General features: G+C 74.1%; 13 protein-coding genes and 1 riboswitch. Of the genes, 11 read left to right on the top strand and 2 right to left on the bottom strand.

All coding sequences use genetic code 11. The annotated features are described in order from the left end of the window. The first annotated feature begins 134 nt into the window (after nt 1-134). The 3 genes from OG956_RS04200 (at nt 135) to OG956_RS04190 (ending at nt 2580) form a co-directional block, all read left to right on the top strand. The gene (locus OG956_RS04200) at nt 135-1340 is read left to right on the top strand and encodes a sensor histidine kinase (protein ID WP_330336566.1); all 1206 of its coding nucleotides are present in this window, start codon (nt 135-137) and stop codon (nt 1338-1340) included. A gap of 67 nt (nt 1341-1407) precedes the next feature. Next, nucleotides 1408-1548, top strand: a riboswitch (cobalamin riboswitch). Nucleotides 1549-1584: 36 nt separating this feature from the next. Beyond that, nucleotides 1585-1806 (top strand): CbtB domain-containing protein, encoded by a 222-nt coding sequence (locus tag OG956_RS04195; RefSeq protein ID WP_330336565.1) that lies wholly within the window; start codon nt 1585-1587, stop codon nt 1804-1806. Nucleotides 1807-1827: 21 nt separating this feature from the next. Next, nucleotides 1828-2580: a CbtA family protein gene (locus OG956_RS04190; RefSeq protein WP_330336564.1), complete on the top strand. Its 753-nt coding sequence runs from the start codon at nt 1828-1830 to the stop codon at nt 2578-2580. 102 nt (nt 2581-2682) lie between these two features. Here OG956_RS04190 and OG956_RS04185 read toward each other — a convergent pair whose 3' ends face one another. After that, on the bottom strand, nt 2683-3267 hold the full coding sequence (locus tag OG956_RS04185; RefSeq protein WP_330336563.1) for a histidine phosphatase family protein: 585 nt from the start codon (nt 3265-3267) through the stop codon (nt 2683-2685). A gap of 870 nt (nt 3268-4137) precedes the next feature. On the opposite strand from OG956_RS04185, the gene OG956_RS04180 reads away from it, so the two are divergent. Beyond that, on the top strand, nt 4138-6207 hold the full coding sequence (locus OG956_RS04180) for a SpoIIE family protein phosphatase (RefSeq protein WP_330336562.1): 2070 nt from the start codon (nt 4138-4140) through the stop codon (nt 6205-6207). Nucleotides 6208-6482: 275 nt separating this feature from the next. On the opposite strand, the gene OG956_RS04175 is transcribed toward OG956_RS04180, so the two are convergent. Then, nucleotides 6483-6917, bottom strand: coding sequence for a MarR family transcriptional regulator (locus OG956_RS04175; RefSeq protein WP_330336561.1), 435 nt, complete (start codon nt 6915-6917; stop codon nt 6483-6485). 200 nt (nt 6918-7117) lie between these two features. On the opposite strand from OG956_RS04175, the gene OG956_RS04170 reads away from it, so the two are divergent. The 7 genes from OG956_RS04170 to OG956_RS04140 all read left to right on the top strand — a co-directional run bounded on the left by OG956_RS04170 (nt 7118) and on the right by OG956_RS04140 (nt 14249). After that, on the top strand, nt 7118-8302 hold the full coding sequence (locus OG956_RS04170) for a PP2C family protein-serine/threonine phosphatase (RefSeq protein WP_330336560.1): 1185 nt from the start codon (nt 7118-7120) through the stop codon (nt 8300-8302). Between the two features lie 115 nt (nt 8303-8417). Next, nucleotides 8418-9314 carry an STAS domain-containing protein gene (locus tag OG956_RS04165; protein ID WP_330336559.1) on the top strand — a complete coding sequence of 299 codons (897 nt, stop codon included), beginning with the start codon at nt 8418-8420 and terminating at the stop codon, nt 9312-9314. After that, a complete protein-coding gene (locus OG956_RS04160) occupies nt 9311-9727 on the top strand; it encodes an STAS domain-containing protein (RefSeq protein ID WP_330336558.1) in 417 nt (138 codons plus the stop codon). Before OG956_RS04165 ends, OG956_RS04160 begins: the two co-directional genes overlap by 4 nt. Beyond that, nucleotides 9727-10170, top strand: a complete 444-nt coding sequence (locus tag OG956_RS04155; protein WP_330342732.1) for an ATP-binding protein — start codon at nt 9727-9729, stop codon at nt 10168-10170. Before OG956_RS04160 ends, OG956_RS04155 begins: the two co-directional genes overlap by 1 nt. After that, complete coding sequence (locus tag OG956_RS04150; RefSeq protein WP_330336557.1) at nt 10167-11243, top strand: ATP-binding SpoIIE family protein phosphatase; 1077 nt, start codon at nt 10167-10169, stop codon at nt 11241-11243. The genes OG956_RS04155 and OG956_RS04150 overlap by 4 nt, the downstream gene beginning before the upstream one ends. After that, a complete protein-coding gene (locus tag OG956_RS04145) occupies nt 11240-12991 on the top strand; it encodes a PP2C family protein-serine/threonine phosphatase (protein ID WP_330336556.1) in 1752 nt (583 codons plus the stop codon). The genes OG956_RS04150 and OG956_RS04145 overlap by 4 nt, the downstream gene beginning before the upstream one ends. 70 nt (nt 12992-13061) lie before the next feature. Then, nucleotides 13062-14249 carry a PP2C family protein-serine/threonine phosphatase gene (locus tag OG956_RS04140; RefSeq protein ID WP_330336555.1) on the top strand — a complete coding sequence of 396 codons (1188 nt, stop codon included), beginning with the start codon at nt 13062-13064 and terminating at the stop codon, nt 14247-14249. Nucleotides 14250-14259 lie beyond the last annotated feature (10 nt).

Here is a 14259-nt window from a genome sequence, read left to right as displayed (position 1 = left end):
GGCACGCCGTTCACGGCGTGGGCGAACCGGGGGCCGGGGGAGGGCGGCCGTGTGCCTCGTGCCGTGGTGGGCCGGCGCAGTCGCTGCGCGCCCGGCGCCTGCGTCCGCCCCGCCGGTCCGGTCCCGCCCAGGTCATGACCGTCCTCGGCACCGCCGCGCTCGTGCTGGCCGGGCTCGCGCTGTTCGTGCTCGGGGCCGCGCTCGGGCATGGTGCGGCGCGCCGGCAGCAGGAGCACTCCGCCGACAGCGAGGGAGCCCGCGCCCTGGCCCACGGCCTGCACAGCGCGGCGCTCGCCGCGGCACCCCTGCGCGCCGGGCTCACCCCCGACACCGCCCGCAAGTCCGCCCGCAGGCTGCGCCCGCTGCTCGGCACGCCCGCCCTCGCGCTCACCGACGACGCCTCCGTGCTCGCCTGGGACGGCGCCGGCGACCACCATCGCGCGGAGGTCACGGCGCTGCTCGCCCGCCCGCCCCGCGCCCGTACCTTCCCGCTGTCCTGCGACGATCCCCGCTGCCCCGTGCGCTGGGGCGCCCTGCTGCCTCTCACCGCCGACGGCCCGGACGGCGAAGGCGCCCCCGGCGCCCTCGCCCTGTTCGCCGCCGAGGAGTCGGCCGCTCTCGTGCGCGCCGGCGAGGAAGCGGCCCGCCGGCTCTCCGCCGACGTGGAACTCGCCGCTCTCGACGGGGTCCGCGCCCGCGCCCACGAGGCCGAGGTGCGGGCGCTGCGCGCGCAGATCTCCCCGCACTTCATCTACAACTCCCTCGCCAGCATCGCGTCCTTCGTCCGCACCGACCCCGAGCGCGCCCGCGAACTCCTGCAGGAGTTCGCCGACTTCACCCGCTACTCCTTCCGGCGCGAAGGCGACTTCACCACCCTCGCCGAGGAACTGCGCTCCATCGAGCAGTACCTGGAGCTCGCCCGCGCCCGCTTCGGCCGCCGCCTGAAGGTGACCCTGCGCATCGCTCCCGAGGTGCTGCCCGTGACGCTGCCCTTCCTCTGTCTGCAGCCCCTGGTCGAGAACGCCCTCAAACACGGCCTGGAGGGACCCGTGGAGCGATTGAGCGTGACGATCACCGCCGAGGACGAAGGCACCGAGGCCCGCGTCGTCGTCGAGGACAACGGCGTCGGCATGGAACCGGAACGCCTGCGCGCCATCCTGCGCGGCACCGCCGGCCCGGCCACCGGCATCGGCCTGAGCAACGTCGACCGCCGGCTGCGCCAGGTCTACGGCGACGACCACGGCCTGGTCATCGAGACGGGCGTCGGCGCGGGCACGAAGATCACCCTCCGCGTCCCGAAGTTCCGCCCCGGCATCCAGGCCCGCTCCGCACAGGGGTAGCCGCCGGCGCCGCTCCCGTTCGGCGGGAGAGGAAGATCACGTAAGGGGAGGCGGTCTTGGCCGTGCGCCTGTGACGCGGTACGGTCGGTCCGATATCGACGACGGCGGAACGGAAGCCGGTGGGAATCCGGCACGGTCGCGCCACTGTATGCGGAACCCCCGTAAGGGACCCGTGAGTCAGACCCGTGGCCGTCGTCCTGTGCACCACCGAGATGGGACGCGAACTCCCAGAGGAGGTCCTGCCATGGCGCAGACCGTCGCCCAGCCGACAGCCACCACCCCCGTCGTACCCGCCAAGCTGCCGCTGAAGGCGATAGCTCCCTGGGCGGTCTTCTTCGGCGTACTCATGCTGATCCTGCTCTACTTCGTCGGCGCCGAGCAGGGCGCCACCTCCGTGTTCAACGGCACGGACGTCCACGAGTGGGTGCACGACGCCCGTCACCTGCTCGGCTTCCCCTGCCACTGACGCCGGGGACACCGCCCACCCATGAACTCCGCAACCGTACGGAACCTGCTCGTACGGGGCATGCTCGCCGGCCTCGCGGCCGGCGTGCTCGCCCTGGTCGTGGCGTACGTGCTCGGTGAGCCGAACGTCGACAAGGCGATCAGCTTCGAGCACGCTCACACGCACGAGCACGAGACGGAGACCGTCTCCCGCTCCCTGCAGTCCACCGCGGGCCTCGCCACCGGCGTCCTCGTCTACGGCGTCGCGTTCGGCGGCATCGCGGCGCTCGCCTTCTGCTTCGCCCTCGGACGGGTGGGCCGCTTCGGCCCGCGGGCCACGGCACTGCTGCTGTCGGCGTGCGCGCTGCTCGCCGTGTACGTGGTGCCGTTCCTGAAGTATCCGGCCAACCCGCCGTCGGTGGGCGACCCCGGCACCATCGGCAAGCGCACCGCCCTGTACTTCCTGATGATGCTGCTCAGCGTGCTGCTGGCGGTCGCCGCCACGATCCTGGGCAAGCGGCTCGCGCCGAGCCTGGGCACCTGGTGGGCGACCGTGGTGGCGGTGGCCGCGTTCACCGTCGTGACCGGCCTGGCCTACCAGTTCCTGCCCGCCGTCAACGAGGTACCGAAGGACTTCCCGGCCACCCTGCTGTGGCGGTTCCGGCTCTCGGCACTGGCGATCCAGACCACGCTGTGGGCCGGATTCGGCCTCGCGTTCGGCGAGTTGGCCGACCGGCTGCTGAACCCCAGGCCGACGAAGGCCACCAGCGGGCACGCGGTTCCGGCCGCACACTGACCGGTCCAGCAGCCCAAGGCCCCTCGGAACCGCCCGAGGGGCCCTTCGCCGTGGCACCACCGCACCGCCGCACCGCCTCCAGGCCGTCCCCGCCGGAGCCGGCTATCCGGCCTCCTCCGACGCGGCGAGCGGACGCCCCAGACGCAGATTCCAGCGCCCGGCCCGGCCACTGAGTTCGGTGACCGTCAACGGCGGTACGTCGAGGCGCCAGAAGACGGACAGGGGCAGCCCCAGCGCGCCCACGACCGCCGCCCGCACCACCTCCGGCTCGACCACGGCGAGCGTACGGCCGTCCAGCGCCCGCGCGTCGGCCAGCCAGCGCCCGACGCGCCCGCACAGGTCGCGCACGGACTCACCGCCGTGCGGTGCGCACTCCGGGTCGGTGAGCCAGCGGCCCACCGCGTCCGGCTCGGCGGCCCCCACCTCGCCCAGGGTCCGGCCGCGCCAGCGCCCCACGTCGAGCCCCGCCAACTCCCTTGCCGGCACGCCGTCGAGGCCCAGCGCCACGGCCGTCTCCCGGCAGCGCACGCCGGGGGAGAAGAGGACACGCACCGCGGAGGGCAGCGAGCCCGCCGCCGCGCGGGACTGTGCCGCGCCGCCGTCGTCGAGCGGTCCGCCGTCGTCGAAACGCGCCTGCCGCGCGGACTCGCTCATCGCGGGGGAGACCAGGAGGACTCGGCTGGTCAAACGGTGGCTCCTGCTGTCGTCATGGCGGAACGCCGGCTCGGGTGCCCAGCCGTTCGGCGTGACCGGTGGGGAAGCGGAGCGCACGGACCGCGCTGGCGCCGGCCGCCTCATCCCGTGCCGCGCGGTCGCGACCCTAGCATTCGCGGCCGGGTCCGGTCGGGGCCCGTGGGGCCTGACCTTGGCGTGGGTGCCGACGGTGGCGGCGGTGGCGGCGCTCGCCGGCGGCGCGGCAACGGTCGGCACGGCGGTCGCCGTCGCCAGGCCGGGCCGAGCGGCGAGCGGCGGTCCGGCACGTGGGCGCCGGTGAGCTCGCTGACCAGCCGAGGGCCGGGCATGCACAGCCGCCGGACGCGGGCGTACCGCTCGGGTTCCCTCGGCGGCCCAGGCGATCTTCGGCTCGGCGGCCTGATGGTGATCGCCGAGCCACCCCCGGCGACGATCCCCGCGGCGCCGAGCCGCTCGTCGGTGAGCAGGGCGCACGCTTCCGCGCCGCGGCGCCGACGGCGACCCCGCCGGCGTCACCCGGGCCGGTCGTCGTGGCCCGTCCGGCGCGTCCGGCCCGTCGGGCGCGTCCGGCCCCTCGTGGCACGTCAGGCACGTCCGGCACGACCTCGTACGCGCCGACCGCCGGCGTCGTACCGTCCGGCACGGCCCGCGCCCCCGCCCCCGCCCCGCGGGGGCGATGCCCGCGCAGCGTGCCACCACCCACCGATCACACCGCGGGGCAAGGCCCCGGGGGCCGGTGTGCCGCGGCCGGTCCAGATGTGTGCTGCCCGGCCTGGGCCGACCATGGAGGAGAGACGAGGGAGAGACCAGAACGCCGGCCCGTACGGCGCGAGCCGAGGGGCCGGGCGGGAAGGAAGCCGAGGCATGGGCGCGACGCAACCCTCCCGGGCAGGCCACGACCGGTCGGCGGCGGCTTCCGCCGCGCCGCCCAGTGGCCTGCTGGATCTGCTCAGCGTCGCCGCGGTGGTCCTGAACGCCGAGGGGCAGGTGGTCTTCTGGAGCCCGAAGGCCGAGGACCTCTTCGGCTACACCGCCGAGCAGGCGCTGGGGCAGTACGCGGCCCAGCTCATGGTCCACGAGCAGCACCGTGACGAAGTGATCAAGCTGTTCGCCGAGGTCATGGGGACGGGCACCGACTGGGCCGGGGCCTTCCCGATCCGGCGCAGGGACGGCAGCACCCGCATGGTGGAATTCCGCAACATGCGGCTGCTGGACGACCTCGGTGACGTCTACGCCCTCGGCCTCGCCGCGGACCAGAGCGCGGTGGAGCGCGTCGAGCGCGATGCCGCCCTCGCCATGTGCCTGGTGTCCCAGTCCCCGGTGGGGCTGGCCATCCTGGACCCGGACCTGCGGTACCTGGCCGTGAATCCCGCGCTCGAACGCATCACCGGTCAGTCCGCCGCCGAGCGCCTGGGCCGCCCGGTCGGGGAGGTTCTCACCTACCTGGACACCGACCCGGAGGGGCGTCTGCGTCATGTCCTGGAGACCGGCGAGTCGGTCGTGGACCGGCACATCGTCTGCCGTCCTCCCGGCGACCCGGACCACGAGCACGCCTGGTCCGTGTCGTACTACCGGCTGGAGGACTCCGGCGGGCGGGTCCTCGGCCTCGTCTACGTCGTCATCGACGTCACCGAACGCCATCGAGCCGCCGCCGAGGCGGCCCGGGCCCGGGAACGGCTGTCACTGATCGCCAGGGCCTCCACCGCCGTGGGCACGACACTGGACGTGGAGACCACCGCGCGGGAACTCGCCGACGTCGTCGTACCGGTGCTGGCCGACGTTGCGGCCGTGGACGTCCTCGACAGCGCCCTCGACGGCCGGGCGGCGCCGCACGACGGGCCGGCGCTCTTCCACACCCTCGCCGTGAGCGCGGCCCACCCCACCGAGGCCGTCCGGGCCGCGGACCCGCCCGGGGGCCTCGCCAGCTACGGCGGCGACCGGCTGATCACCCGGTGCGTGCGCACCCGCCGGCCCGTCCTGGTGCCCCACACCACCCGAGAGGATCTGGGCCGCATCGCCCGGCACGGCGAGGCCGCCTCCCTCATGGACGCGGCGGGCGTCCACTCCTACCTGGCCGTACCGCTCCTGGCCCGGGGTGAAGTCCTGGGCGCCCTCCACCTCACCCGCATCCGCAACCCCGTCCCCTTCGACGACGCCGACGCCTTCCTCGCCAGCGAGCTGGCCGCCCGCGCCGCGGTCTGCATCGACAACGCCCGCGGATACCAGGCCCAGCGCGACGCGGCCCTGACCCTCCAGCGCAGCCTGCTCCCCGAGCCCCCCTCGGGCCTGCCCGGCCTGGAGGTCGCCTGCCGCTACCAGCCGGCCGGCGCCACGAGCGAGATCGGCGGCGACTGGTACGACGCCATCCCGCTGCAGGGCGACCGCACCGCCCTGGTCGTCGGGGACGTCATGGGCAGCGGCATCAAGGCCGCCGCCACCATGGGCCAACTGCGCAGCGCCGCCCGCGCGTTCGCCGAACTCTCGCTCGCCCCCGCCGAGGCCCTGCACCACCTGGACCATCTGACCGAGGTGATCGAGCAGACCATCACCACCTGCATCTACTGCGTCTACGACCCCCACACGGGCACCTGCGAGATCTGCCTCGCCGGCCACCTGCCCCCCGTCCTGACCCGGCGCGGCCGGGCGGCGCGGCTGCTCGACCTGCCCACCGGCGCGCCGCTCGGCGTCGGCGGGGTGCCCTTCGAGGCGGCCACCATCCCCTTCCGGCCCGGCGACGAACTGGTCCTCTACACCGACGGCCTGGTCGAGACCCGGAGCGAGCCCATCGACGCCCGCCTGGACACCCTCCTCGACACCCTCACCGCGACCCGCGGCCACGGTGTCGAGGAGACCTGCGACCGGCTCCTGCAGACGCTGCGCTCGCCCGGTGGCGAGGACGACGTCGCCTTGCTCATCGCCCGCGCCCTGGCCTGAGCGGGCGTACGCCCTGCTTGCCCGGATTCCGCCGCCCTCCGCCGAGACATTCGGCACAACATCTGCACATCGCGCCGTTACGGGGTAACTGCATCCACGTAAGGGGCTGTCGGACGGACTGTTGCCGTTTGACAACAATAGCCATGAGGCAACAAAGTAGCCGTGTCGGACGTGCGCGGGGAAGGACCTGGAATGCTCCGGTGGACGGAGACCACTCCGTGCGCTGGTCGTCGTCGCCGAAAGGCGGCGGTGGCGCAGGCGCCGCCCACGGCGGCTCAGGCGGTCTGGCTGCTGGGATCCGTGGTGTCCTCGTGTATCTGCGTCGCCGCTGTGGCGCAGAACGCCTCGAGCCCCTCCAGCAGCGCGATCCGCTTGACGGCGGGCATATCCGCCAGCACTTTCCGCAGCTCCCGCTCGCGGCGGGTGCGCAGGTCGGCGAGGAAGGCGCGGCCTCGGCCGCTGAGGTGCAGCCGCACTTCGCGCCGGTCCTCCGCGCTCACCACCCGCTCGACGAACCCGGCGGCGACGAGCCGGTCGCACAACCGGCTCGTGGACGGCGGGGTCGAGGCGAGGCTCTCGGCGAGCGTGCGCAGGTTGATGCCGTCGTGGTGCTCGAGGATGTGCAGCACCCGAAGCTGGGACGCGGAGGTGGGCGCGGTGGAGGCCCGGCCCCACACGACCTCCAGCAGCTCGACGGCCTTGGTGGTCACACGCGCGACCTCTTCGGGCTCTGGGCGGCGGCGGAAGGCAGTCACGGTCACACTCTCGCAGGCACTGGGGCGCCTGTCAGCGTACTAGGCGCACGCGCGGCCGGAGCCGATCCGGCGTGACAGACGTGGCTCAGGCAGGAGTTCGGCCTCGTGAGCGAGGCCCCTACGTTGTCCGGCGAAAGGTTGGTGTGTTTCTCATCGTGAAAAGATTCCTTGCCGCTGAACGCGCTCTGCGCACGGCGGCTCCCCACGACCTGCTCGACGCCGTGCGCGTCGTACTGATCGAGCAGTACGGCGCGGAAGACGCCGAGCTGTTGATGGCCGACTACGGCCTGACGGTGCTTCAGCCGTTGTCGCCCCGCGCGCTTCAGCCGGTGTCGGTGCACAACAGCCCGGCCGGCCGCGCCTTCGGCTCGCAGAAGCCGTACTGCGAGGAGGGCCGGGACGGGCGGGCCCGCCTGCACCTGCCGGTGACCGTGCGCGGCGACCGGCTCGGCGTGCTGTCCGTGACCCTGCCCGGGGGCGAGGCGGTGCGCCGCTGGGAGCCCGAACTGGCCGAGATCGCCGAGGTGCTGGGGCACGAGCTGATCGTGGCCGAGCGCGACACCGACGTGTATCTGCAGGCGCGGCGCAAGGAGCGGCTCACCCTGGCCGCCGAGATGCAGTGGCAGCTGCTGCCCGGCCGCTCCTGCTCCCGCCCCGAGTACGAACTGGGCGCTCAACTGGAGCCGGCGTACGCCATCTTCGGCGACAACTTCGACTGGTCCGCGACGGCGGACCATCTGATGCTCTACGTCACCAACGGCATGGGCGAGGGCATAGAGGCCTCCCTGCTGACCAACCTGGCCATCAACGCCCTGCGCAACGCGCGGCGCGCCGGCATCTCCATCGCCGACCAGGCGGCCCTCGCCGACCAGGCCGTGTACGCGCACTACCAGGGGCGCTGCTACCTGTCCGTGCTCATGTTCGACTTCGACCTCGCCACCGGCCGGGCCAGCGTCGTGGACGCGGGCTCGCCCCAGATGCTGCGGCTGCGGGGCGGCACGGTGGAACGCGTCACCTTCGACGCCCAGCTTCCGTTGGGCATGTTCGAGGAGACCGACTATGTGGCCCAGGACTTCCAGGTCGAGCCCGGCGACCGGCTCGTCTTCGTCAGCGACGGCGTGCACGCCGTGGCCTCGCCCAAGGGCGAGACGTACGGGGACGCCGCGCTGGCCCGCGCCATCCAGGCCACCCGGCTGCTGCCCGCCGCCGAGGTGCCGCGCGCCATCCTGCGCGAGCTGACCGGGCACCGCGGCAAGCCGGTGCCGGACGACGACGCCCTGGTGGTGTGTCTGGACTGGCGGGGCAGGAAGCCGGGCGGCGGACCGGTGCCGCTGGGCTGAATGTGACGATCGCGTGTGGTTCGGCCGATACCGTCGCACCAACGCTTGCCATAAAGCAATAATTGTTCCATGGCTCGGCGGCCAGGCGGGCCGCCGAGCGCACAGCAGGGAGACGATGCAGGTGGCGGAGCAGCACGACGTGGCCCCCGAGGTCGTGCAGGAGCTGGGTGCCTTCCTGGAGCGGCGGCGCGAGCAGATCGCCCAGCGGTGGGCGGACGCCGCTCTGTTCAGCATGGTGTTCACCGTCTCCCGGGACGAGGCGGTCGAGGCGTGCAAGGCCGTGGTGGACGCCCTGGCCGAGGTGGCCCGCTCCGGGCGGCTGGAGGACATCGACGCCCCGGGCTTCGGCGCCGTGAAGGACCAGCTCGGCCGGATGGCCGCCTCCCGTGCCCGGGCCGGATTCAGCCCCGCGCAGATCACCGCGGAGGTCGCCGGGCTGCGCGAACCGGCCGCCGCGTTGCTGCGCGCCGAGTTCGGGTCCGCCGACGAGCACGCGCACGCGTGCGTGCTCGCGCTGGCGGTGCTCATGGGGACGCTGCGCCTCGTCGTCATGGAGACGACCCTCAGCGCGGGGGAGGAGCTGATCGCCCGGCAGCGCGAGCAGCTGCTGGAGGTGGCCACCCCGGTCATCAGGCTGTGGGAGGGCGTCGTCGCCGTACCGCTGATCGGCACGCTGGACAGCGCCCGCAGCCAGGTGGTGATGGAGAGCCTGCTGGAGGCCATCGTCGAGCAGCGGGCCCGGTACGCCATCCTCGACATCACCGGCGTGCCGACCGTCGACTCCCTCGTCGCCCAGCACCTGATGAAGACCGTCGCCGCGGCCCGTCTGATGGGCGCCGAGTGCATCGTCTCCGGCATCCGCCCCGCGATCGCGCAGACCATCGTGCACCTCGGCATCGACCTGGGGTCGATCATCACGCGGGCCGGCCTCGCCGACGCCCTGGCCCACGCCCTCACCCAGCAGGGCATCGTCGTCTCGCCACGCCCGGACGCGGGAGCGAACGCACGGTGACCGGCTTCTCCGGCCACGCGGGCACGGTGCCGGTCCTGGCACTGGGAGACGTCCTGCTGGTCACCCTGCAAGGCGAGCTGCACGACGGGGCGGCCGAACAGCTCAAGGACGACCTCGCCCACCGCATCGCGGCCAGCCCGGTGCCGGTGGGCGGTGTCGTGATCGACATCTCCGGCGTGGAGATGGTCGACTCCTTCCTCGGCCGCATCCTGGCCGAGATCGCCGCGAACGCACACCTGCTGGCAGCCAGGACGGTGCTGGCCGGCATGCGTCCCGCCGTGGCCATCACCCTGGTCGAGCTGGGCCTCACCCTGCCCGGCCTGGACACGGCCCTGGACGTCGAGAGGGCACTGGCCCTGCTGGGCCGTGCCCCCTCGGCAGCCTCACCCGCTCATCCGGAAGAGGGTGCATGATGCATGCCCCACTCGCGCCGACCACGCGTCTGCCCATCGGCTCGGACGCGGACCTGGCCTGGGTACGCCAGCGCGTACGCCGGGCCGCCGCCGACCTCGGCTTCAGTCTGGTCCAGCAGACGAAGCTGGTCACCGCGGTCAGCGAACTGGCCCGCAACACGCTGGTGCACGGCGGTGGCGGGTCCGTGGAGATGAGAGTCCTGGAAGAGGCGGGCAGGCGCGGACTGCGGCTGTCGTTCGTCGACGACGGCCCCGGCATCCGGGACATCGATCTGGCCATGACCGACGGCTACACCACCGGCGGCGGCCTGGGCCTCGGCCTGAGCGGCGCCAAGCGGCTGGTCCAGGAGTTCACGCTCGACAGCCGCCCCGGCAAGGGCACGACCGTCACCATCACCGACTGGGCCACGGGCGTGCCCGGCCCGCGCACGGGTGCGCCATGAGCCGGGTCTGGGACATCCCCGTCCAGGACAGCACCCGGGTGCGGGACGTGCGCGTGGCCACGGAAGCCGCCTGCGCCCGCACCGGGCTGGACGCCCACTCCACCGCGGTCGCGGCGCTGGTGGCCACCGAGCTGGCGACCAACCTGGTCAAGCACGCCGGCGGCGGCCGCATCGTGATCAACCTGACCGCTCCCTGCGACACCCGTGCGCAAGCCGTGCCCGGGGTGCAGATCACCTCGCTCGACCACGGGCCGGGCATCGGCAACGTCCAGGCGGCCCTGCGGGACGGGCACACCACCGCCTCCTCCTCGCTCGGCGCGGGCCTGGGCACCTGCCTGCGCGTCTCCAGCGACTTCGACCTGCACAGCAGGCCGGGCCGGGGCACGGTCGCCGTGGCGCGCATCAGGCCGGCGCGTCCCCCGGGCACCCGGTCACCGGGGCCGGCGGCTCCCTCCGCGACGGGCGTTCGGGCCGGGGGCATCGTCACCTCGCTCTCCCCTGCCGAGCACTCCGGCGACGCCTTCACCTGGGTGCGCTCCGGTCCGACGGTCACGCTGCTGCTCGCCGACGGACTCGGCCACGGCGGCAAGGCGGCCGAGGCGTCCACCGCCGCCGTGGAGGAACTGCACGCGAGTGCCGGTCTGCCGCCGGCCGACATCCTGCGGCGCCTCCACGAGGCGTTGCGGACCACACGCGGTGCGGCCGTCGGCGTCGCCCAGCTCGACGAGAGCACCGGCCGGCTGTCCTTCGCCGGCGTCGGCAACATCGGCGCCCGGCTCCGCACCGAGGACGTGTGGCAGCCGCTCATCTCCCATCCGGGCATCGTCGGCGCCCACTTTCCCGCCACCGTGCCCGTACAGCAGTCACCCTGGCGGCCGGACAGCCTGCTCGTCCTGCACAGCGACGGGCTGCCCAGCCGCTGGGAGCCACCGCACGACCCCCGGCTCCTCGGCCACGACCCGGCCGTGACGGCCGCGGTCGTCCTGCGGGACGCCGGCAGCGCCGCACGCCCGCTGCGCGACGACACCAGCGTGGCCGTCCTGGCCCCCGAACCCCCGGACGGACGCACATGACCGCACCTCCCGACGTCTGGAAGATCGCGTCCGTCACCGACGCGGCACTGGCCCGTGCCGCCGTCGACCGCGTCCTCACCGCCGGCGACACCCCGGCCCTGGAGCGGGCCCGCTTCCTCACGTCGCTCACGGCCCGGCTGCGCCACTGCCTGGGCCAGGGCGGCGAGTGGGAACTCCTGCTCCACCTCCGGCACGCCGGCGCGCACCAGGAGGGCCGGCTCGACGTCTCGCTGCGGCCGGTCGGCTCCAACCTCCCGGCCGCGGCCGGCGGCCCCGCCCTCGGCTGCCCCCTGCCCCACCCGCCCCCCGGGCACCCTCCCCGCGCCGGCCTGCCGCTGCCCGAGGCCCTCCTGCACGCCGACGAGAACACCGCGGCCCTGCTGAGCCTGCTGGACGAGCAGGACCACCTCATCCGGCTGCACCGGGAGGAGCTGCACGACACCAACCAGGGCGTGCTCGCGCTGCACTCCGACCTGGAGGCCGCCGTACGGGCCCAGCGCGAACTGCTCGACGCCGAGCGGGCCGCCCGCGCCGAGGCGGAGCGGGCCCGCCGCCTGCTGACCTTCCTCGGTGACGCCAGCGCCGCCATCACGGCGTCCCTCAGCCCCACGGCCATCCTGCGCCGCCTGTCCGAGCTGCTGATCCCGGACTATGCGGCCGACCTCGACGTCTGGCTCTTCGACGAGGACGACGACGAGCGGCCCCACCCGGTGCGGGGCCACTCGGCGGCCGCGGTGGCCGCCGCCCGCGCGGGCCGGCCCCAGCACGCCGCCCCCCACCCCGGCAACCTGCCCGGCATCGGCGACCTCCCGCCGTCCGCCCTGTCTCCCGAGCGGCCCCTGCTGGCCATTCCCCTGGGGGCGCACAGCCTGCTGGGCGTCCTCACCCTCACCGCCCCCGGCCCCCGCTTCGACCCCGACACCTGCGTGATGCTGGTGGAACTCGCCCGCCGCGCCGGCATCGCCCTGGACAACGCCCGCCGCTACGAGCGCTACCGCGACACCGCCGACACCCTGCAGCGGGCCCAGCTGACCGACCTGCCCGCCGTCCCCGGGCTGCTCCTGGCCGCGCGCTACCTCCCCGCCACCCAGGGACTGAACATCGGCGGCGACTGGTACGACGCCTTCCTCCAGCCCGACGGAAGCCTGCTGGCCGTCATAGGGGACGTCACCGGCCACGGGCTGCACGCCGCCGTCGTCATGGGCCAGCTGCGCACCGCGCTGCGCGCCTACGCCGTCGACAACTCCACCCCCGGCCAGATCCTCACGCGCCTGCACCACATGCTCCGCCACCTGCAACCCGACCTGTACGCCACCGCGCTGGTCGCCCGCTTCCGGCCCGGCGAACCCGAGGTGGTCTGGGCGTCGGCCGGCCATCCGCCCGCCGTCGTGCGCGGCGCCGACGGAACCGTGCGGGTCCTCGGCGGTAAGCCGGGCGTCATGCTGGGCATCCCGGTGACGTACACCTATGCCGACCATGTCGCCGAGGTGCAGCCCGGCTCGTCCCTGGTGCTGTACACGGACGGCCTGGTCGAACGCCGGGCGCAGGGCATCGACCCCGGCATCGAACGCCTCGGCCAGGCACTGGGCGCACTGAGCGCACCGGAACTGGAACAGGACCCGGACGCCGCCGCCGACGCCCTGCTCAAACCCCTCCTGCACGACTCCGAACGCGACGACGACGTCTGTCTGCTGCTGTGCCACACCATGACGCCGGCCGGGCCGGAGCGGCGCACGGAGGGCGCCTGAGCCCAGGCCGGAAGGAGAGCTGCCGGTCACGGCTCGCGGAGCGGTAGCGTGGAGGCCACCAGGCGAGAGGGTGGATGCCGTGAAAGCCTCTGAATCGCTTCCGTCCGCGGAGGCCCTGCTGCGTGCGGCCCCGCCCCACGCGCTGGTCGCCACCGCCCGCCGTCTGCTGGCCGAGCGGGCGGGAGCCCAGGAGGTGACCCTCCTGCTGGCCGACTACGGACTGACCGTGCTGCAACCGGTGTCCCACCTGCCGCACACCGGCCCCCCGGTGCCCGCCCACGACGGCCCGGCGGGCAGCGCCTTCATCAACCAGAGCCCGGTGATCGAGGTCCTGCGCGAGCCCCCCGGCCACCTGGTGCATCTGCCCATCACCGTGCGCGGAGACCGCATGGGCGTCCTCTCCGTGCGCCTGCCCGCAGGGCCCGTCGACCCGGACACCGTGCTGCAGCTCGGCGACTTCGCCACGGCGCTCGGCCACGAGGTCGCCACCGCCGACCGCGACACCGACCTCTACGTCCAGGCGCGCCGCACCCGCCGCCTCACGCTCGCCGCCGAGATGCAGTGGCAGCTCCTGCCCGGCTGCGGCTCGGCCCGCGAGGAGTACGCCATCGGCGCGCACCTCGAACCCGCCTACGCCATCGGCGGGGACAACTTCGACTGGTCCGCCGGCGCCGACCACCTCATCCTCACCGTGACCGACGGCATGGGCCAGGGCATAGACGCCTCGCTGCTCACCAGCCTCGCCGTCGGCGCCCTGCGCAACGCCCGCCGCGCCGGCATCGCCCTGGCCGACCAGGCGTGCCTCGCCGACCAGGCGGTCTTCGCGCAGTACGGCGGCAAGGCGTACGCCTCCACGCTGCTGCTGCAGTTCGACCTGGTCTCCGGCGCGGTACGCGCGGTCGACGCCGGGTCACCGCAGCTGTTCCGCCAGCGCGGCGACCACACCGAGCGGATCGAGCTGGAGGCGCAGCTGCCGCTCGGCATGTTCGAGGAGACCCTGTACGCCGAGCAGACCTTCCGGGTCGAGCCCGGCGACCGCCTGATCGCGGTCAGCACCGGAGTGCACGGCACCCGCTCGGCGGCAGGCGATCTGTTCGGAGAACGGGCCCTGCGCCAGATCCTCGGCGCCACCCGGTCCGCACCGCCGCACGAGACGGCCCGCTCGGTCGTCGCGGGGCTGATCGAGCACTACGGCAGCAAGGACCTCATGTCCGACGCCGCCGTGGTCTGCCTCGACTGGAAGGGCCGGCGCGGCTGACCGCGTCCCG

This window comes from Streptomyces sp. NBC_00557, from assembly GCF_036345995.1.
Lineage (GTDB): Bacteria > Actinomycetota > Actinomycetes > Streptomycetales > Streptomycetaceae > Streptomyces.
The sequence above is the reverse complement of the archived record's forward strand: the minus strand, read 5'-3'. Positions and strand labels throughout refer to the sequence as shown.